The sequence below is a fragment of the Shimia aestuarii genome, from assembly GCF_900114635.1.
Classification (GTDB): domain Bacteria; phylum Pseudomonadota; class Alphaproteobacteria; order Rhodobacterales; family Rhodobacteraceae; genus Shimia; species Shimia aestuarii.
This window is the reverse complement of record NZ_FOTQ01000003.1, coordinates 231,792-250,437: the sequence shown is the minus strand read 5'-3', so window position 1 is coordinate 250,437 and position 18,646 is coordinate 231,792. Positions and strand designations below refer to the sequence as shown.

The 18,646-nt window shown below is 61.2% G+C and carries 19 protein-coding genes; 7 read left to right on the top strand and 12 right to left on the bottom strand.

What is annotated here, in order from left to right; genetic code table 11:
* Window positions 1–52: 52 nt before the first annotated feature.
* Complete coding sequence (locus BMZ35_RS10660; protein ID WP_093093770.1) at window positions 53–1,381, bottom strand: amidase; 1,329 nt, start codon at window positions 1,379–1,381, stop codon at window positions 53–55.
* Between the two features lie 89 nt (window positions 1,382–1,470).
* Here BMZ35_RS10660 and BMZ35_RS10655 point away from each other — a divergent pair, with 89 nt between their 5' ends.
* Window positions 1,471–2,685 (top strand): FAD-dependent monooxygenase, encoded by a 1,215-nt coding sequence (locus BMZ35_RS10655; RefSeq protein WP_093093768.1) that lies wholly within the window; start codon window positions 1,471–1,473, stop codon window positions 2,683–2,685.
* Window positions 2,686–2,788: 103 nt separating this feature from the next.
* On the opposite strand, the gene BMZ35_RS10650 is transcribed toward BMZ35_RS10655, so the two are convergent.
* The 6 genes from BMZ35_RS10650 to BMZ35_RS10625 form a co-directional block, all read right to left on the bottom strand.
* On the bottom strand, window positions 2,789–2,974 hold the full coding sequence (locus tag BMZ35_RS10650) for a Trm112 family protein (RefSeq protein ID WP_093093766.1): 186 nt from the start codon (window positions 2,972–2,974) through the stop codon (window positions 2,789–2,791).
* On the bottom strand, window positions 2,971–3,615 hold the full coding sequence (locus tag BMZ35_RS10645) for an LON peptidase substrate-binding domain-containing protein (protein WP_093093763.1): 645 nt from the start codon (window positions 3,613–3,615) through the stop codon (window positions 2,971–2,973). The genes BMZ35_RS10650 and BMZ35_RS10645 overlap by 4 nt, the downstream gene beginning before the upstream one ends.
* 27 nt (window positions 3,616–3,642) lie before the next feature.
* Window positions 3,643–4,560, bottom strand: coding sequence for a thioredoxin family protein (locus tag BMZ35_RS10640; RefSeq protein WP_093093761.1), 918 nt, complete (start codon window positions 4,558–4,560; stop codon window positions 3,643–3,645).
* Between the two features lie 90 nt (window positions 4,561–4,650).
* Window positions 4,651–5,013 carry a hypothetical protein gene (locus BMZ35_RS10635; RefSeq protein WP_207502955.1) on the bottom strand — a complete coding sequence of 121 codons (363 nt, stop codon included), beginning with the start codon at window positions 5,011–5,013 and terminating at the stop codon, window positions 4,651–4,653.
* A gap of 116 nt (window positions 5,014–5,129) precedes the next feature.
* Complete coding sequence (locus BMZ35_RS10630; protein ID WP_093093757.1) at window positions 5,130–5,918, bottom strand: exodeoxyribonuclease III; 789 nt, start codon at window positions 5,916–5,918, stop codon at window positions 5,130–5,132.
* A 355-nt stretch (window positions 5,919–6,273) separates the two neighbouring features.
* Entirely contained in the window at window positions 6,274–6,960 is a 687-nt protein-coding gene (locus tag BMZ35_RS10625) for a response regulator transcription factor (protein WP_093093755.1), read from the bottom strand.
* A 175-nt stretch (window positions 6,961–7,135) separates the two neighbouring features.
* Here BMZ35_RS10625 and ribA point away from each other — a divergent pair, with 175 nt between their 5' ends.
* Together ribA and BMZ35_RS10615 are read left to right on the top strand one after the other, a co-directional pair.
* Window positions 7,136–8,227: a GTP cyclohydrolase II gene (gene ribA, locus BMZ35_RS10620; RefSeq protein WP_093093753.1), complete on the top strand. Its 1,092-nt coding sequence runs from the start codon at window positions 7,136–7,138 to the stop codon at window positions 8,225–8,227.
* On the top strand, window positions 8,224–8,718 hold the full coding sequence (locus BMZ35_RS10615; protein ID WP_093093751.1) for a L,D-transpeptidase family protein: 495 nt from the start codon (window positions 8,224–8,226) through the stop codon (window positions 8,716–8,718). Before ribA ends, BMZ35_RS10615 begins: the two co-directional genes overlap by 4 nt.
* 43 nt (window positions 8,719–8,761) lie before the next feature.
* On the opposite strand, the gene BMZ35_RS10610 is transcribed toward BMZ35_RS10615, so the two are convergent.
* Together BMZ35_RS10610 and BMZ35_RS10605 are read right to left on the bottom strand one after the other, a co-directional pair.
* Window positions 8,762–9,412 (bottom strand): YggS family pyridoxal phosphate-dependent enzyme, encoded by a 651-nt coding sequence (locus BMZ35_RS10610; RefSeq protein ID WP_093093749.1) that lies wholly within the window; start codon window positions 9,410–9,412, stop codon window positions 8,762–8,764.
* Window positions 9,413–9,525: 113 nt separating this feature from the next.
* Window positions 9,526–10,443: a porin gene (locus BMZ35_RS10605; RefSeq protein ID WP_093093747.1), complete on the bottom strand. Its 918-nt coding sequence runs from the start codon at window positions 10,441–10,443 to the stop codon at window positions 9,526–9,528.
* Between the two features lie 285 nt (window positions 10,444–10,728).
* Here BMZ35_RS10605 and BMZ35_RS10600 point away from each other — a divergent pair, with 285 nt between their 5' ends.
* The gene (locus BMZ35_RS10600) at window positions 10,729–11,241 is read left to right on the top strand and encodes a DUF3576 domain-containing protein (RefSeq protein ID WP_093093745.1); all 513 of its coding nucleotides are present in this window, start codon (window positions 10,729–10,731) and stop codon (window positions 11,239–11,241) included.
* 63 nt (window positions 11,242–11,304) lie between these two features.
* Here BMZ35_RS10600 and BMZ35_RS10595 read toward each other — a convergent pair whose 3' ends face one another.
* On the bottom strand, window positions 11,305–12,564 hold the full coding sequence (locus BMZ35_RS10595) for a glycosyltransferase family 4 protein (RefSeq protein ID WP_093093898.1): 1,260 nt from the start codon (window positions 12,562–12,564) through the stop codon (window positions 11,305–11,307).
* 187 nt (window positions 12,565–12,751) lie between these two features.
* Here BMZ35_RS10595 and leuS point away from each other — a divergent pair, with 187 nt between their 5' ends.
* Genes leuS through holA form a run of 3 tightly spaced genes read left to right on the top strand, consistent with a single transcriptional unit; the run spans window position 12,752 to window position 16,813 of the window.
* Complete coding sequence (gene leuS, locus BMZ35_RS10590) at window positions 12,752–15,310, top strand: leucine--tRNA ligase (protein ID WP_093093743.1); 2,559 nt, start codon at window positions 12,752–12,754, stop codon at window positions 15,308–15,310.
* Window positions 15,297–15,791, top strand: coding sequence for an LPS assembly lipoprotein LptE (gene lptE / locus BMZ35_RS10585; RefSeq protein WP_093093741.1), 495 nt, complete (start codon window positions 15,297–15,299; stop codon window positions 15,789–15,791). The genes leuS and lptE overlap by 14 nt, the downstream gene beginning before the upstream one ends.
* Window positions 15,788–16,813 carry a DNA polymerase III subunit delta gene (holA, locus tag BMZ35_RS10580; protein ID WP_093093739.1) on the top strand — a complete coding sequence of 342 codons (1,026 nt, stop codon included), beginning with the start codon at window positions 15,788–15,790 and terminating at the stop codon, window positions 16,811–16,813. The genes lptE and holA overlap by 4 nt, the downstream gene beginning before the upstream one ends.
* Before the next feature lie 15 nt (window positions 16,814–16,828).
* On the opposite strand, the gene BMZ35_RS10575 is transcribed toward holA, so the two are convergent.
* Together BMZ35_RS10575 and BMZ35_RS10570 are read right to left on the bottom strand one after the other, a co-directional pair.
* Entirely contained in the window at window positions 16,829–17,578 is a 750-nt protein-coding gene (locus BMZ35_RS10575) for a hypothetical protein (protein ID WP_093093737.1), read from the bottom strand.
* Complete coding sequence (locus BMZ35_RS10570; protein ID WP_165610052.1) at window positions 17,575–18,555, bottom strand: GSCFA domain-containing protein; 981 nt, start codon at window positions 18,553–18,555, stop codon at window positions 17,575–17,577. The genes BMZ35_RS10575 and BMZ35_RS10570 overlap by 4 nt, the downstream gene beginning before the upstream one ends.
* Window positions 18,556–18,646: the final 91 nt, after the last annotated feature.

Below are 18,646 nucleotides of genomic sequence, written 5' to 3'. Positions count from 1 at the left end.
GGTCCCATACACCCCGGGGAAGTCGCTGTGCACGGCGACGGGGCAGCGCCCCCTACCTCAGCGCGGCCTCTGCCGCAGCCGCAACCCGCAAGAGACGTTCTTCCTGCATGGGTCTCCCCAGCATCATCAATCCACAGCTCGGCAGTCCGGTCGGCAGGCTGACCCCGCAACTGCCCATCAGGTTGCCGATCCTTGTGTTGCGCAACGCCAGCAGGTTCTCTGTCACGTAATAGTCTTCGTCCTGCATCAACCTCTGCGCATCGGGCGGCAGAATCGGTGACGTCGGCAAAAGCACCGCATCAAAACCGGCCACTCGCGCATTCCACCGGCGCCGTAAATCCCTGAGCAGGTTCCAGGCGGCCACGAAATCCGGCCCGGAAAACTGCGCTCCGGCACGGAAACGTTCAAGGATCTGGTCGAACATCAGGTCCGGCGCCGCCTCGATATCCTCACGCCACTCGCCATAAGCTTCCGATGTGAACAACACTCCGCTCAACGCCAGCGCCCGCGCCACTTCCGGTGCCCGGATCACATGGACCTCTGCCCCGCCGTCCCGAAGCCGCGCCACGGCAGTTTCGAATCCGGCCAGGGGTGCCTCGCGTACATCCTCCAGAGCCACGGTCTCCAGCACCGCTAGCCGCACACCACGTAGATCCGCCCCGCGCAGGTCTGCCGCGCGCCCCCCTTCCAGAACCGCCAGAAAAAGCGCGGCATCCTCCACCGTCCGGCACAAGGGCCCAACCGTATCGAAACTCCGGCACAACGGCACCACGCCGTCGTTGGACACCCGCCCGGCGGTGGTTTTCAACCCGACAAGGTCATTCCACGCCGAGGGGATCCGCACCGACCCTCCCGTGTCCGACCCGATCCCGGCCGCTGCCAGACCAAAGGCCACCGACGCCGCCGCGCCTGACGATGATCCCCCCGGCACCGCCTTGGGATCATTGAGACAAGGCGGCGTCGCCGTCACCGGGTTGAGGCCGAGCCCGGAAAAGGCCAGCTCGGACATGTGGGTCTTGCCAAGGCACACCAGGCCTTGCGCCGTCGCATTGCGCAACACCTCGGCATCCTGCCCCGGAATGCGATCCTTCAACAGCGCGGACCCGGCCTCGGTTTCGACCCCGGCACTGTCAAACAGGTCCTTCCAGCTGATCGGCACCCCATCCAGCAGCGACAGGCGCATCCCCGCCCGCGCGCGTTCAGCGGCTGCTTCGGCCTCGGCCAGCGCACGCTCATGGGTCACTTTCGAATAGATCCGGTCCCGATGATCATGGCTGTCGATCGCACCCAGGAACGCCTGAGTCAGCGCCACCGGATCGATTGCCCCTTCCCCGATTGCGCGCCCCAGGTCCCCTGCACTCATGCCCAGCCAGTGAAACATCGCCTGCCCTCTCCTCCAATCTTGTTGGAAATAACGGTAGCGACGCAGATGCGCATGGACAATCCCGAAGCAGCACCCATATTGGCCCCATGACTTACGACAGCGACATTCTGATCGCCGGCGGAGGGCTGAACGGCCCCGCCCTGGCGCTGGCCCTTGCCCAATCCGGTTTCAACGTAACCGTGGTCGATGCCCGTCCCGCCCCGGACCGTGCAGGCGACAATTTTGATGGGCGCGGCTATGCCTTAGCGCTCGCTTCACAACGCCTTATGCGCGCCATTGGCGTTTGGGACGACGTGGCGAACAATGCCCAGCCCCTGCTCGAAATCAAGGTCTCTGACGGGCGCGCCGGAGAAGGGCCTTCGCCTTTCTTCCTGCATTTCGATCACGCCGAGATCGAAGAAGGCCCAATGGGCTACATGCTCGAAGACCGCTACCTCTACCGCGCCTTCCTGACCGCGATGCAGAACGAGCCGCGCATCACGCTCCTCTCTGAAACAGGCGTGACCGATCAGGATGTGGATGCCTCGGGTGTTGCCGTGTCGCTCTCCACCGGCGAAACCCACCGCACCCGCCTGCTGGTGGGGTGTGACGGGCGCGGCAGCGGTGTCGCGAAACGCGCCGGCATCCGGCGCACCGGCTGGGGCTATGGCCAAACCGCACTGGTCTGCGCCATTGCACATGAAAAACCACATGGCGGTATCGCGCATCAGTTCTTCATGCCGCCGGGCCCGCTGGCCATCCTGCCGCTTCCCGGCAACATGTCCTCGATCGTCTGGTCGGAAACCGATGAAAACGCCACCCGCATCCAGGCACTCTCGGATGACGACTACATGCAGGTGTTGCGCCCCCGTTTCGGCGATTTCCTTGGCAAAATCGAACTGGTCGGCAACCGCTTCACCTATCCGCTCTCTCTGAGCGTCGCCAACCACTTCGTGGCTGATCACATCGCCCTTGTCGGCGATGCCGCCCACGGCATGCATCCGATTGCCGGGCAGGGACTGAATGCGGGCCTGCGCGATGTCGCCGCCCTCGCCCAGGTCCTGCGCGAGGCCCGACAGCGCGGCGAAGACATCGCCTCCACCCTGGTCCTCGAGCGTTACCAGGAATGGCGCCGCTTTGACACCGCCGCTCTCGTGATGGCCACGGATCTCACCAACAAGCTGTTTTCGAACGACAATCCAATCCTGCGCGCCGGGCGTGACATCGGCATGGGTCTGGTCAACGCCGTCCCCGGCTTGCGCCGCACTTTCATCCGCGAAGCCGCCGGCCTGACCGGCAATCTGCCCGACCTGATGCGCTAATGAAACGCGCGCCCTGTTTCACAAGGCGCGCTTCCAGTCTTTCTTTTTCCAGAAATACCCCGGGGGGATCGCAGCCTCGCTGCGATGGGGGCAGCGCCCCCGCCTACCCGTCCAGTACCCGTGCCTCATCAATCAGCATGACCGGAATGCCATTGCGGATCGGAAAGGCCAACCCAGCCGCCTTGGAGATCAACTCCTGCGCCGCAGCATCATACTTCAGCGTCGTGCGCGTCTGCGGGCAGATCAGTGCCTCCAGCATACGACGGTCAAATTCACCTTGTTCACTCATTGCATCAAGTCCTCTCCGGCGCCGCCCCGCAGCGCAAATTCTATCAACGTCACCAACGTCTCGCGACGTGTCGACAACGATGGCGCCTCCAGCAACGCCTGCTTGTCCTCGGCCTCGAAATCCAGAAGCATCGACAACGAGTTGATCAGCAACTCATCACTGGCATCCTTGAGCGTTTCCCAATCCGTGGACAGCTCCAGCGTCTCGAAATACCGCCGCAGCAAAGCCATGAACCCGGTCCGGTCGAACCCGGCATCGCGCTCCGCAGGCCCAAGATCGCGCGCAAACCCGTCCCAGCTCACTTCGCAGCGCCGATAAGGGGTGAACCCCTCCACCTCGCTCAGGACCCGGAACCGCGACACGCCGGTCAGCGTGATGAGATACCTGTGATCCTCGGTCTCTGAAAACTGCGTGATCCGCCCGACACAACCGATCCGGTGCAACCCATTGTCTTCCCGGCCGGGGACCTCGTTGGGCTGCACCATTCCAATGAGCCGCCCCCCCGACTTCAGCGCATCGTCGAACATCGCGAGGTAGCGGGGTTCGAAAATGTGTAGCGGCAACCGTGCCCGGGGCAAGAGCAACGCCCCGGGCAAGGGGAACACGGCCAGTGTATCGGGCAGGTCTGCGGCTTTGATCATGTCACGAACCTAGCCCGGATTGCCCGATCAGGCAAAGATCATCGAGCTTAGCTTGCGCCGCCCGTTCAGCACAACCGGATCGTTGGGCTTCAATGCCTCGAAAATGGTGAACAACTGTGCCTTGGCAGCCCCATCGTTCCATTCGCGATCCCGCCGGAACAGCTCGAGCAATTCTGCGACGGCCTCTTCTACCTGCCCGGCGGCATGCAACGCCTGCGCAAGGTCAAGCCGTGCCGCGTGGTCATCCGGGTTGGCCTCGACCCTGGCGTGCAGCTCGGCCACCGGCCCGGCATTTTCCGCCTGCCGCGCCAGTTCAAGCTGCGCATGCGCGGCTTCGATCTCGGGCGCTCCGGAGTATTCTGCAGGCGTGCCATTCAGCACCGCCTCCGCCTGATCCAGCGCCCCCATAGCGATATTGGCCCGCGCCAGTCCGCCATAGGCGGCCACGACACTCTGGTCCTGTTCGATGATCGCGGCAAAGGTCTCACCCGCTGATTGCGCATCACCTTCGGCCAGCATCTCTTCGGCGGCGGCCAGCGCATCGTCCAACCCGTTGTCGGGCACCTGCCCGCCGGATGCTTCCACCACCTTGGTCACGAAAGCTTCGATCTCGCTGGGCGGCAACGCGCCCTGGAAACCGTCAATCGGCTGGCCCTGCCAAAAGGCATAAACAGTCGGGATCGACTGGACACGCATCTGCCCGGCAATCATCTGGTTCTCGTCTACATTGACCTTGGCCATCTTTACGGCCCCGCCCGCCGCTGTCACGGCGGCTTCCAAAGCTGGCCCCAAGGTCTTGCAGGGCCCGCACCACGGGGCCCAGAAATCCACGATCACCGGCACCGACATCGACGCATCCACAACGTCGGTCATGAACTCCGCTTCGCTGACATCCTTGATCAGATCGCCCCCAGGCGCCGCCGTGCCTTGTCCAAGTTCAAGCATCTCGTCATTCCTCATGTCTGTTGGCCCCTATATGACCCCCTGCAACGGGGTTTCAAAGTGCCTTTGCATGATTTTTCGCTCAGATCACCATCAGGGCGCCTCGAATGGCAGACCAAAGCGCTCCCCGTTGAAGGTATGCGTGCAACAGGCGCAATCTGGACGCATCGACGATGCATCCAACCCGGGATCGACCTTGGCCAGCCGCCCGGCCTCATCAACATGAAGCCCGCTGTAAAAACTCGACTCCCCGCACCGCACCACCGCGCGCCGCTCAACTTCCGAGCGCGCGACCAGATGCCAAATGGCCGCATCCTCCTCCAGGCGCGCCACCGCCTCGGAATAGACTGCATCCCAGGGCTGGCCCACCTTGGAAAGCAGGAACTTGTAAAGCGGCGTATAGTCCAGCCCGTGCCGCAACCCCTGCCGCATGCCCTGCTGCGTGGCCTCACTCACGCGCGCTTTTTTGGTGTTGCCATCACGGCCCTCCAGTCGCGGACACCCGTGCCGGACACGAAACGTGCGCGTGTTCACCTTGCGAAAAAGCGGCTTCTTGTGCGGGCCGCCCCGCATCAGAGATCAAAACTGGCAAAGACCGGTGCGTGATCGCTGGGCTTCTCCCAGCCCCGCGCCGCCCGCAGGATACGGCTGGAATGGCCCGCGTTCGAAATATCCGGCGTCGCCCACACATGGTCCAGACGCCGCCCCTTGTCCGCCGCATCCCAATCCCGCGCACGATAACTCCACCAGCTGTACAGCAGCCCTTCTGGAATATCCTGCCGGGTGATGTCCACCCAGCCGCCGGCCTCCTGTGTCTGCGCGAGGTGCTCCACCTCTATCGGCGTATGGCTCACGACCTTCAGCAACTGCTTGTGGCTCCAGACATCATCCTCGCGCGGCGCGATATTGAGATCCCCCACCAAAATCGACTTCTCCGGCCTGTCTCCATGAAACCAGTCCCGCATCTCGGTAAGATAGTCGAGCTTTTGCCCGAATTTCTCATTCACCTCCCGGTCCGGCTTGTCCCCCCCTGCCGGAACATAGAAGTTATGGATCGTCACCCCGTTTTCCAGCCGCCCCGCGACATGGCGGGCATGGCCCAGCCCCGCGAAATCTTTATCCCCGACATCCTCGATCGGCAGCTTGGACAGGATCGCTACACCGTTATATCCCTTCTGTCCGCGCGCGATCATATGTTGATACCCCAATGCGGCGAACCCCTCGGTCGGGATTTTGTCCACCGGGCTCTTGCACTCCTGAAGGCACAGAACGTCCGGCGCCTCTTCCTGCAACAGCTTGAGGACGATCGGCTCACGCAACCGCACCGAATTGATATTCCAAGTTGCCAGTGAAAAGCTCATGCCGCGCTCCCGTTGCCTGTGATCGGCGCACCCTACCCCGCCCGATCACGGCTTGCCAACGCATATGCGCCACGTCCCGCTTTCAATTTGCCAGAAATACTCCGGGGGAGTCGCAGCTTGCTGCGACGGCGGCTGCGCCCCCTGCCCCATGAACAAACCTGCCCAAAACAAAAAAGAGCCCGGATCATATCCGGGCTCAGTCCAACAGGGAGGTGCATGTCATAACCCGGACATGCGCGGGATCCGTAAAGACTTGATATAAGGTATCGTTCATATGCTTCTTTGATACATATCAAGAATCCGCTCATTCTGCCATGCGCTTATCAACAAAAGGTTGAAAACTGCGGCATAGGAGTCACGCCACCAACCGATAGCCCCCCGATTCCGTGATCAGCAAACGGGCGTTAGAGGGGTCGGGTTCGATCTTCTGACGCAGCCGGTAAATATGTGTTTCCAGCGTATGTGTCGTGACACCCGCATTGTATCCCCAGACCTCGTGCAACAGCACATCACGCGCCACGACACCATCTGTCGACCGGTACAAGAACTTGAGAATATTGGTTTCTTTCTCGGTCAGCCTGATCTTGCGCTCGTCTTCGGTGATCAGCATCTTCATGCTCGGCTTGAACGTGTACGGCCCAAGCTGGAACACAGCATCTTCGCTCTGCTCGTGCTGACGCAGCTGCGCCCGAATCCGCGCCAGAAGTACCGGAAACTTGAACGGCTTGGTCACATAGTCGTTCGCTCCGTAATCAAGGCCAAGGATCGTATCGGCATCGCTGTCATGCCCGGTAAGCATGAGGATCGGGCTTTTCACCCCCTGCTTGCGCATCAGCCGACAAAGCTCCCGCCCGTCCGTATCCGGCAACCCGACATCGAGAATGACCATGTCATACAGGCCTTCCTTGACCCGGCTCATTGCCTCCGAACCATTGCCCGCTTCGAACACGTCAAAATCTTCGGTCATGATCAACTGCTCGGACAACGCCTCGCGCAGGTCCTCGTCGTCATCCACCAACAGGATTTTCTTGAGCTGTGCCATGTGACCTCCTCGCCCTCTCTTACGTACACCCGCGATGTGGACCCGCTTCACGTCCACGACAAGATTTGCTGCATTTCGCTCACGGCCTCGTGTACGAGCACTGGTAAATGTTTCATATTGCTGCCATCACAGCTATATCCATTACGCCTATCTTCGCCGGACAGATCACCTTCCCATGAGCTTTTCGCCCGATATCATCGAACGCCTCGCCCGCGCCCGTGCAGATTTGCGCATGGGCGTGCCCATCGTGCTGACGGGTGACGGGCAGGCGCTTCTGGTGCTGGCGGCTGAAACCCTGACCGACACTCGGCTCTGCGACCTGCGCGCCTTGCCCGGAACGCCAGTGCTGGTCCTGACGTCGCGGCGCGCCGAAACGCTCAAGGCGCGCGCCTATGATGGCGATGTCGCCCGAATCCTGCTGCCCTCGGATGCCGGGCTTGCATGGGTACTGTCCATCGCCAACCCGGATGACGACCTGCGAAGCCCGATGAAAGGCCCCTTGGCCAGCGATCGTGACGGCCCCGCCACTCTGCACCGCGCCGCAACGCAGTTGGTGAAAACCGCGCAACTCCTGCCCGCCGCCGTGGTCCTTCCCCTTGCCGATGCTGCCCGTTTCGCCATGGAGCACGGCCTCACCGTGATTCCCGCCGACCTCGCCGCCCCGCATCTGGCCGCCACCAGCCCCCTGCACCCGGTCGCGCATGCCCGCCTGCCGATGGCCGCCGCCGAGGCGGGCCGCCTGCATATCTTCCGTCCCGAAGATGGCGGCGAAGAGCATTACGCCATCGAAATCGGCCGCCCCCCCCGTGACAAACCCGTCCTCGCCCGCCTGCATTCGGCATGCTTCACCGGCGACGTTCTGGGCTCGCTGAAATGCGACTGTGGCCCTCAACTGCGCGGCGCGCTGGCCCAGATGGGGGCCGAGGGCACGGGCGTTCTGCTCTACCTCAACCAGGAAGGGCGCGGCATTGGGCTGGCCAACAAGATGCGCGCATATTCGCTGCAGGACCAGGGGTTCGACACCGTTGAAGCCAATCACCGGTTGGGCTTCGAAGACGACGAACGCGATTTCCGCATCGGCGCCAAGATACTGAAGGAAATGGGGTTTTCCTCGGTCCGCCTGCTCACGAACAACCCCCGCAAGATCGAAATGATGGAGAAAACCGGCATCTCCGTGGCCGAGCGCGTGCCGCTCAAGGTGGGCGAAACCGTTCAGAACCGCGCCTATCTCGCCACAAAGGCCGCCAAGTCCGGCCATTTGCTGTGACCCCTTTCGATCTTGTCCTGACCCCGCGCGGTCTGCGCTTTATGGGGCAGCTTTTTCCCTGCACTATCGGGCGCGGCGGTCTATCAGCCACCAAGCGCGAGGGGGATGGTGCGACGCCGCGCGGCACGCACTGTATCACCGGCCTGCTCTATCGCCCCGACCGCATGACCTGTCCAGCGCCCTGGGCCATCCCGATTCGTTTGGGTGATCTGTGGTCTGACGACCCCGCCGACCCGGACTATAACCAACAGGTCCGCGCGCCCTACGCCCCCAGCCATGAAACCCTGCGGCGGGCTGATCCTCTTTATGACCTGATCATGCTGACCGACTGGAACTGGCCCAAGGCTACGCCCGGACGCGGTTCGGCGATTTTCCTGCACCAATGGCGCCGCCCCGGATACCCGACCGAAGGATGCCTCGCCTTTTCGCGTGCTCACATACGCTGGATTGCCGCCAACGCTCCGCCCGGCACCCGGCTAATTATTCCCTGAGTGCTGTGTTTGTCCGGCATTTCTGAGGACGGCGGCAACGCCTTTAGTAAGCGCGATCCCCGAAAATGGCCGACCCGACCCGCACATGCGTTGCGCCCAACGCCACCGCGCGTTCGAAGTCGCCGCTCATCCCCATGCTCAGACCGGTCAAACCATTGCGCTCCGCGATTTTGGCCAAGAGCGCGAAATGCAGCGAAGGCTCTTCCTCAACTGGCGGAATACACATCAGCCCGACCACCGGCAGGTCCAAGGCCCGGCACTCTGCGACAAACGCATCTGCCTCCAACGGCATCACGCCAGCTTTCTGCGGCTCTTCGCCCGTATTGACCTGAATGAAAAGCTCCGGGCACTGCCCGATCTCCTGCGCCAGTCGGGCAAGGGTTTTGGCCAGCTTCGGGCGATCCAATGAATGAATGGCGTCAAACAACCCCATCGCCTGACGGGCCTTGTTGGTTTGCAACGGCCCCAGCAGATGCACTTCGACCCCGTCAAAGCGCGCGCGGAAATCCGGCCACTTTCCCGCAGCTTCCTGAACCTGATTTTCTCCAAAAAGCCGATGTCCCTCGGCCAACATCGCCTCGACCCGTTCGTCGGGCTGGCGTTTGCTCACCGCGATCAGCTTGGTTTCGCCAACCGTGCGTCCGGCAGCAGCCTCAGCCTTGTGAACGCGTGCGGTAATATCTGTCAGCGACATGTTTCGTGATCCTTCCTGCCCGGGTCATCTGCCGGCAAGGAACACCAAATGCGCGCAAAAGAAAAGGGCAGGTCAAAAGACCTGCCCTCTCTTTGGATGGTTTGTCGTTCAGATTAGAACGAGAAACGCAGACCCAGGTCAGCAACGGTCGTCGAGGTTGCGCCGCCGAGCGAAGCAACACCACCTTCGAGGAAGGTGCCGCCGCCCAGACGATGCTGGAAGCCGATGCCGTAGTTTTCGTCACCCGAAGCGCCGAGGCCTTCGTCGTGGTTCACGTAACCGCGGATGAAGGTTGCTGCGCCAACCTGGTAGTCGCCAGCGATGCCGTACTTGGCGTTACCGTCGTTGTCAGCATATGCCAGGGTACCGGTGAAGTTGCCCCAGGTGCCGGTTGCGGTTGCGGCCCACTCGGTGTCACCAGCGTTGTCCGAATCCTGGAAACCAACAGCAAAGGTGTACTGACCGGTGCTGTACGAACCGTGGACTGCGGTGCGGTCGAAGCCGCGACCGGCGTTACCCGAACCGTCCCACGAATGCGACAGGTGAACGCCCCATGCGCCCGACGAGTAGATCACGTCAACACCCTGCGAACCGGTGGAACCCGAGGTGTATGCGTCTGCGCCGAAGTTATAAACAACGTTGCGGTAGCTCAGGCCGGTCAGACCGATCGAGCCGGTGTACATGCCGGGCATGTTTTCGATTGCGCCCAGAACCTGGCCAACCGACACGGTGAAGCCGTTGGTCGAAACCCAGAAACGCGGGGTGTTGAACGCGGCGTTACCCTGGGGGGCGCCGTAACCGTCACGGTGCTCGTTCGACTGGTAGCGGATCTGTGCGCCGAACGACAGGCCGTTGTCCGACTCTGCAGTGCCGGTCACGATCAGACGGAAGCGGCTTTCCAGCGTAACTTCGGTAGCTGCGTTTTCGTTGTAGTAGACACCAAAGCGGCCCAGGCCGCCGAAGGTCACGTCTGCTGCGGCGACACCGGCGGTGGCGACGAGAGCAGTCGTTGCGAAGAGAACTTTTTTCATAGTTTTTCCCTCGGTTTTCCAATTCATGCGCCCAGCCGGAGAATCCCAAACTGGGTATGCGTAGTCTCTCGCTCTTTTCGGGGGGTCTTTGCAAGCACGGGCCGATGCCTCGGGACAAAGTCGCCGGATATGGTGCAGACATGTCACAGTTCTTCGGCGCCCCCCACGTCCACCAACCCCAAACTGCTGTCTGGCCGCCCAAAACCGGGCGCGCCTACTATAACCCTTGCCCATCCAGCCCCTGTTGGCTAGGACGTTAGGCAAAGCTACGCTTGGGGCAGAAAGATGAAGAAATCCGGCATTTTCGGCATCACGGTCGCGATGGTCGCGCTCCTGACGATTGGCGCTTGTGGCGGCAGGACGGTTGTTATTCAGGGCGACGCCGAGGGGTATCTGGAACGTGACGACGTCGGCAACCCCATTGAAAACCAGCAGATCACCGGAACCAAGACCGGCTCGACCATCTGGGATATTTTCAAGGACGACAACTCTGATGTCACGGTTCGGGTCAACAAATACCTCTGGGCCGCATCGCTTGAAGTTCTCGACTTCCTGCCCATCGAAAGTGTTGATCCGTTCTCCGGAGTGATCTCCACCGGATACGGCGTGCCACCGGGCGGTGGGCGCTCTTATCGCGCAACTGTCTATATCCGTGACCCCGCACTTGATGCACGTTCCCTGAACGTCGCGATGCAGACCCGCGGCGGCGGTTCGGTCAATGCGGGTACGGTGCGTGCCGTTGAAGATGCCATCCTGACCCGTGCCCGCCAACTGCGGATTGCAGACGGCAAGCTCTGATCAACGCATTCTGAGCGCTTTGCGGGCCGCACTCTAAAAGGGGTGCGGCCCTTTTTCGTTGAATCAGGTCCGCACCGGACGGGGGCTCATTTCAAAAAGCCGGTCGATCCAGTCAAGCTGCCGTGGAAGACAGACTCCCTGCAAATCATAGGTATCAACCGCAAGACGCCGCGCGTTTCGTCCCAGCGCCTCGCGCATCTCCGCGCTGTCCAGAACAGTGCAAACCTCTTCAACCAATCGCGCGCCATCAAAAAACGGGAACAACCGGCCGGTTTCGCCATGCCGGATCACCTCTTTAAGAGGGGCGGTGTCGCTTGCCACGATCGGCGCCCCCGCCGCCATGGCCTCGATGAGCGACCAGCTCAGGACAAACGGATACGTCAAATAGACATGCGCCTTGCTGATCTGCAGCAGGCGCAGGAACTGATCATATGGAATACGTCCCAGAAAATGCACCCGCTCCCAGTCTTTCGTCGGAATTCGCCCACGCACCTCGTCGATGAATATCTGCTTCCACGTCTGTCCCTTCGGCGGTCGGGCACCATAGCTCACCTCGTCCCCACCCACGATCAACACCCGCGCATCGGGACGCGCCTTGAGCAGCTCCGGCAAGGCCCGCATGAAAACATGATACCCACGATAGGGTTCAAGGTTGCGATTCACAAAGGTGATTACCTCGTCGCCGCGATCAAGAACCGTTCCGTCCGACAAGGAAAACCTCACGTCCGGGTTGGGGCGCACCACGTCCGTGTCGATCCCGTCGTGGATGACGTCAATGATCTGGCGATACTCCTCGGGAAAGCTGGACGCCTGGAACTCGGTCGGACATATGCCCCGATCCGCGATCTGCTGATGCATCATGTTGTTGAGGTTCTTCAGCCGCAACCGGATCGTGTCGGTCTGCTGATCGAACTTGGAGAATTCCGAATCGAAGCCGACATCATTGTCGTTGTTGGAATAATACAGCTCGAAATACAGCCCGATCCGCGCGTTGGGCCACAGGTCGCGCAGGAACATCGACTCGCCCCAGCCCGGATGCGCCACGATCACATCCGGCTCAAACCCTTCGGCCTTCAGCTTGCGCGCCGCAACAAAACAGGACTCACCCCGCAGCAGCTTGGTTTCGAAATCCACCAACCACGGATGTAACCCCTGCGATGGCTTGCGCTGGATCGAATAAGGAAGCACCTGCACCCCTTTCCAAAGAGAGGGTTCCTTTACGCGCAAGGTCAGGCACACGACCTCGTGCCCCTTTTCGGCAAGTGTTGGCGCCAGATGTTTGAACTGGCCCGGAAAATTCTGGTGGATGAAAAGGATTTTCATAAAAACGTACCCAACATAGTCGCGGTTGCGACCTGTATATCGCAGTTTTTCCCACAACAAAGCCCGCCCAATTTACGATTTGCAACAGCATCGGCACTGGACCACAGGGAAAAGCACGCATATCACCGCTTGCGAACCGCGCCGCGAGACCAGCGGCACCACGAGAATCAAAAGGGTGAACCCGACCATGTCGCGCTACAGCACCGCAGAGATCGAAGCCAAATGGCAGGAAGCCTGGGCCAAGGCACAAACCTTCAAGGCCGTCCGGGACGAGAGCAAACCGAAATACTACGTGCTCGAGATGTTCCCCTACCCTTCAGGCAAGCTGCATATCGGCCACGTGCGCAACTACACGATGGGCGACGTGATTGCACGCTACAAGATCTCGACCGGGCATAACGTGCTGCACCCGATGGGGTTTGACGCGTTTGGTATGCCTGCGGAAAACGCCGCCATGGCGATAGGTGGCCACCCCAAGGAATGGACCTATTCCAACATCGACACCATGGTCGAACAGATGAAGCCGCTCGGCCTCTCGCTCGACTGGTCGCGCATGTTTGCCACCTGTGACCCCGAATATTACGGCCAGCAACAGGCGCTGTTCCTCGATTTCCTTGAACATGATCTGGTCTATCGCAAGAACGCCGTGGTGAACTGGGATCCGGTCGATATGACCGTGCTTGCCAACGAACAGGTCGAAGGCGGGCGCGGCTGGCGCTCGGGCGCTCTGGTGGAACGCCGCGAACTGACCCAATGGTTCTTCAAGATCTCGGACTATTCCGAAGAACTGCTCGACGCGCTCGACACGCTTGAAAACTGGCCCGCCAAGGTGCGCCTGATGCAGGAGAACTGGATCGGCAAATCCCGCGGTCTGGAGTTTTCCTTTGACCGCACCGACGATGGCGACCCGATCACCGTTTATACCACCCGTCCTGACACGCTCATGGGCGCATCCTTTGTAGGCATCTCGCCGGATCACCCAATTTCCAAAGAACTGGAAGCGGACAATCCCGAACTGGCCGGTTTCCTCACCGAGTGCCGCAAGGGCGGCACCACCGAAGAAGCCATCGAAACCGCCGAGAAACTGGGCTATGACACCGGCATCCGGGTGAAACACCCGCTTGACCCGAACTGGGAACTCCCGGTCTGGATCGCCAACTTCATCCTTATGGATTACGGCACCGGCGCGATCTTTGCCTGCCCGGCCCATGATCAGCGCGACCTCGATTTCTGCCGCAAGTACGACTTGCCGGTGATCGACACCTTCTTTGATCTCGACAATCCCAAGCCTGTCGAGACCGAAGCCTTCGTGCCGCCGAAAGAGCAAAAGGTGAAATGGATCAACCACTTCGCCGGCCTCGACGAAGCCACCGGTCAGGAAGCGATCGACGTCACCATCGACTTTGCGGAACAGGCCGGTTGGGGCAAGGGCGTGACCAAGTTCCGCCTGCGCGACTGGGGCCTTTCCCGTCAGCGCTACTGGGGCTGCCCAATCCCGGTTGTCCACTGCGAAAGCTGCGGCGTGGTGCCCGAGAAGAAAGAAAACCTGCCGATCGAACTGCCCGATGACGTGTCGTTCGACAAACCCGGCAACCCGCTTGACCGCCACCCGACATGGCGCGATTGCGCCTGCCCGTCCTGCGGCGCTCCGGCGAAACGCGAAACCGACACGATGGACACCTTCGTGGACAGCTCGTGGTATTTCGCGCGATTCACCGCGCCCCGCGCCGAAACGCCGACCTCGATGGAGGACGCGGAATACTGGATGAATGTCGACCAGTATATCGGCGGCATTGAGCACGCGATCCTGCACCTGCTCTATTCGCGCTTCTTCGCCCGCGCGATGCATATCTGCGGCCACCTGCCCGAAAAATCCAAAGAGCCGTTTGATGCGCTCTTTACCCAAGGCATGGTTACCCACGCGATCTTCAAGAACGCCGAGCGCACCGACGAAAACGGCCGCGCGATCTATCACTACCCCGCCGAGGTCGAAGAACGGGACGGCGGCGTTTTCGTCAAGAAAACCGGCGAACGGATCGAGGTCATCCCCTCGGCCAAGATGTCTAAATCCAAGAACAACGTGGTCGACCCGGTCGAGATCATCAAAAGCTATGGCGCCGATACCGCGCGCTGGTTCGTGCTGTCGGATTCGCCCCCGGAACGCGACGTGGAATGGACCGCTTCCGGTGCCGAAGCCGCCTACAAACACCTTGCACGCGTGCACCGTATCTCCAGCGACATCGCAGGTGCCCAAGATGGCCCACAGGGGGCGGATGAGGAACTGCTCCGCGAAATGCACAAGGCAATCCGCGACGTGACGCTTGGCATTGAAAGCTTTGGCTTCAACGCCTCCATCGCCAAGCTTTATGCCTTTACCAACACGCTCGCCAAATCCAAGGCGGGCGCGGCGGCCAAGCGCGAAGCCGCTCTGGTTCTGGCACAGCTGATGTCGCCCATGACCCCGCACCTCTCCGAGGAAATCTGGTCAATGCTGGGGGGCGAAGGTCTTCTGATCGACGCGCCGTGGCCTGAGGCGGATGAGGCGATGCTGGTCGAATCCACCGTGACCCTGCCAATCCAGATCAACGGCAAGCGCCGCGCGGAAATCAGCGTGCCCAAGGACATGCCGAAGGAAGAGGTTGAAAAACTGGTCCTCGCCCACGAAGCTGTCACCAGCCGGCTGGAAGGGGCCCAGCCCAAGAAACTCATCGTTGTCCCCGGTCGGATCGTGAATGTCGTCTTGTAACCGCCGAATCTTCCTGCTCTCTGCCGCTGCCCTTGTCGGGGGCTGCGGCTTCACGCCGGTCTATGGCCCCGGCGGCGGCGCCCGCGGGCTGCACCAGAACGTCTTGGTGGACGAACCCACCGATAACGCGTCCTACCTGCTCGTGCGCGAACTCGAAGACCGGCTGGGCCGTGGGACGGGGGGCGAAGCCTATGGCCTCACCCTGTCGCTCAAGACCCGGCAGGAATCGGTCGGCAAGACGGTGGCGCAGGTCACATCCCGTTACAACGTCGTGGGCGAGGTGACCTATGCGCTGCGCGATATCGGCACGAACGAGGTGATGACCACGGGCAAGGTTGATACGTTCACAAGCTATTCGACCACCGGCTCGACCGTGTCCGAACTCGCTGCCGAGAAAGACGCCTATCAACGTCTCATGGTCATCCTTGCCGATCGGATCGTGACCGATCTGCAGGTCTACGCCACCTCGAACCCACTATGAAGCTGTCTGCCCGCGACAGTGCGAGGTATTTCGCCAAACCCGATCCCGATCGCACGGGTCTCCTGATCTATGGGCCGGACGCGATGCGCACGGCCCTCAAGCGGCAAGAGGTCATCGCTGCCCTGATCGGCCCAGAGGGCGAAGAGGAAATGCGCCTCACCCGCATCCCCGGCACCGAGTTGCGCAAGGACCCCGCACGCCTCAATGACGCCATCAAGGAAGTCAGCTTTTTCCCCGGCCCCCGGGTCGCCTTTGTCGAAGACGCTACCGATGTGGCGGCCTCCGCGATCCTCTCCGCGCTCGAAGACTGGGCGCCGGGTGACGCCCAGATCATCGTCACCGCAGGGCAGCTCAAGGCCAGCTCCAAGATCCGCAAGGCGTTCGAAACGCATCCCAATGCCTATGCCGTCGGCATCTACAACGATCCGCCCAGCCGTGAAGAGATCGAGGCCGAACTCAAACGCTCTGGCCTGAACAATATCGACCACGACGCGATGACCGACCTGACCAACCTGTCACGCGAACTGGACCCGGGGGATTTCCGGCAAACCCTTGAAAAGCTTTCGCTCTACAAGCTGAACGACGATCTGCCCGTGACCTCGCAGGATGTCATCGACTGCGCCCCGGTCTCGACCGAGGCCGCGCTGGACGACATTCTCAACATCGTTGCCGAAGGCCGCCCCCAGGAAATCGGCCCCGTGTTGCGAAAACTCGAGGCTCAGGGGGTCAACCCCGTGGCACTGATCATCTCTGCCACCCGCCATTTCCGTGCGCTCTATACCGCAGCCTCCGACCCCGGCGGCGCGGCGGCAGGCATTGCCCGCATGCGCCCGCCCATCTTCGGCCCGCGTCGCGACCGCATGTTACGGCAGGCGTCGAACTGGGGCCCGGCCAAGCTCGAACAGGCGCTCACCGGTCTGACCGACACCGACCTGCAACTCCGCTCTGCCGGACAACGCGCCCCCGAAATGGCGCTCGTGGAACGGCTGTTCCTACGGCTTGCCATGTTGGCGCGCAGGTGACCGCACCCGCCGGACCTAGCCAAGCGCGTCCTGCAAAAGCAATCGGCCATATTGGGCGTTCATGTGCACGAAATCGTTGCCCGGGTGCTGTGCATCCACCTCCGGCTTGAACAGCATCGACCCCTTGCAATACGCGGACCGGGTGAAAAACCCGCTGTCCTCCAACGCGTCGGCGGGCGGGGCTTTCATCCTGAAATTCCCGGCGGATCGCGCGACAACACTTCGGTCGATCATGGTTCTCAGATTTCGAGCGCGCACGCCTACACCCGTATCCCGATCATGGTATTGCGCCAGGAACTTTTGGGCACGCGGGCTGTCGACCGAAATCAACGGGCTGCCCACAAAGGACACCTGCACCGAACCGCTCACTTCGGCAATCAGGCGCGCCAGGCCAATGGCCCAGTCCTGTTCCATGTGGTGCGTTATGATGGCATCCGCCATCCCGCTGCTGATCATCGGCAGGTCGGTCCCGGCCTGGTAATGCGCCGATGAAAAAACCGATATCCCCGCGAGAATGATGATCTCGTCATACCGTGCGATTTCAACCTCTGACATGCCGCCCGACGTCCAGCGGAAATTCTTCTGCACAAAAGCGCTGGATGATCCGACAACCCCATTCCTGACAGTGGCCGTGCGCAGTGAATTGCGCTGGCTTCCGAACACGTCGACCTCCACGCCTGCAAGCCCACCTTCCACGCGCATGTCATTCAACGCCGCCCGAACCGCCGCCACATGCGAATTTCCAAGGAAACAAAGCCGCTTCACCGACCAAAAGCCTCCAGCATCTGCTCGTCACATTGCACATCCTCATTGGCCGGAACCTCGGTTGGGCGCTGTCCCGTCTCCTCCCTCCGCAACCGGGGCGGATGGGCGGCGAAAAAGGCGTTCATGACAACCTCGACCCCTTCCGTCATGACCGACCGCAGATTGGATTCAAAAAACGTCCCCCGTGCGGCAGGGTTGGTGATGATCTCATAGCTGGGAAAATAATCGACGTTGTCACAGGTCTCGCAAAGCCACCCTGCCACCGCGCGCAGCACGGATTTCGAATAAGTGGACGCCGCAAGAACATGCTGCCCGCTGGCCGTCGCGGTCAATGGCACAGGCGACACCGTCAACAGATAGCGCAGCGGCCTTTTCCGGCCGCGCAAATCGTCCAGCATCTGCATGACGGCTCTGAAGTCGGCCTCAACTTCACCATACGAAAAATTTACGAATTCATAGTCCTGCGCCCGATCTTCCCCTGCAACAATTCCCGGTGCCAAAGGAACCACCTGCCCGCTTTCCTTGTGCACCCACGCCTCGGTCAGGCCCAATGTGAAAACAAAGACGTCGACCTCAAGGAAAAGCCTCCGCACGCAGCGCAAATGGTATCTTCGCGCCTCGATCACTTCGTCGCGCGACAGAAACCCGTTTGGCTCGATAGTCGGGCGGAATGCATCAAAAAACCGCCCCTCGCGTTCCCAGATCAGGAACGGTCGCGGATCGTCACTGAACGCTGCCTCGACCAACTGGCGCAATTGCCGCGCGGAATAAAGGTTGCCATAGCGAGCGGAATACATCCCGTATCCAAACGCCGCATGTTGCACCTCGGACAGTCCCCTCGGCGCCGGTTCCACATCCAATACCCGATACCCGTTTTGGGTCAGATGCCGCGCGATATGCTGCGCAAAACAACTCCCGGCCGTTCCGATCTTCTGATCCGGACCGATCTCCCATTTTTTTTGGTAGATCTCTGGCACGGTCAAATGGCTCGGTGCGACAACACCGGTTTTCCAGAACGCCCGCCTATCGAGGTCTGAATAGTAATTCTTCACGCGCGTCCCAAAGCCC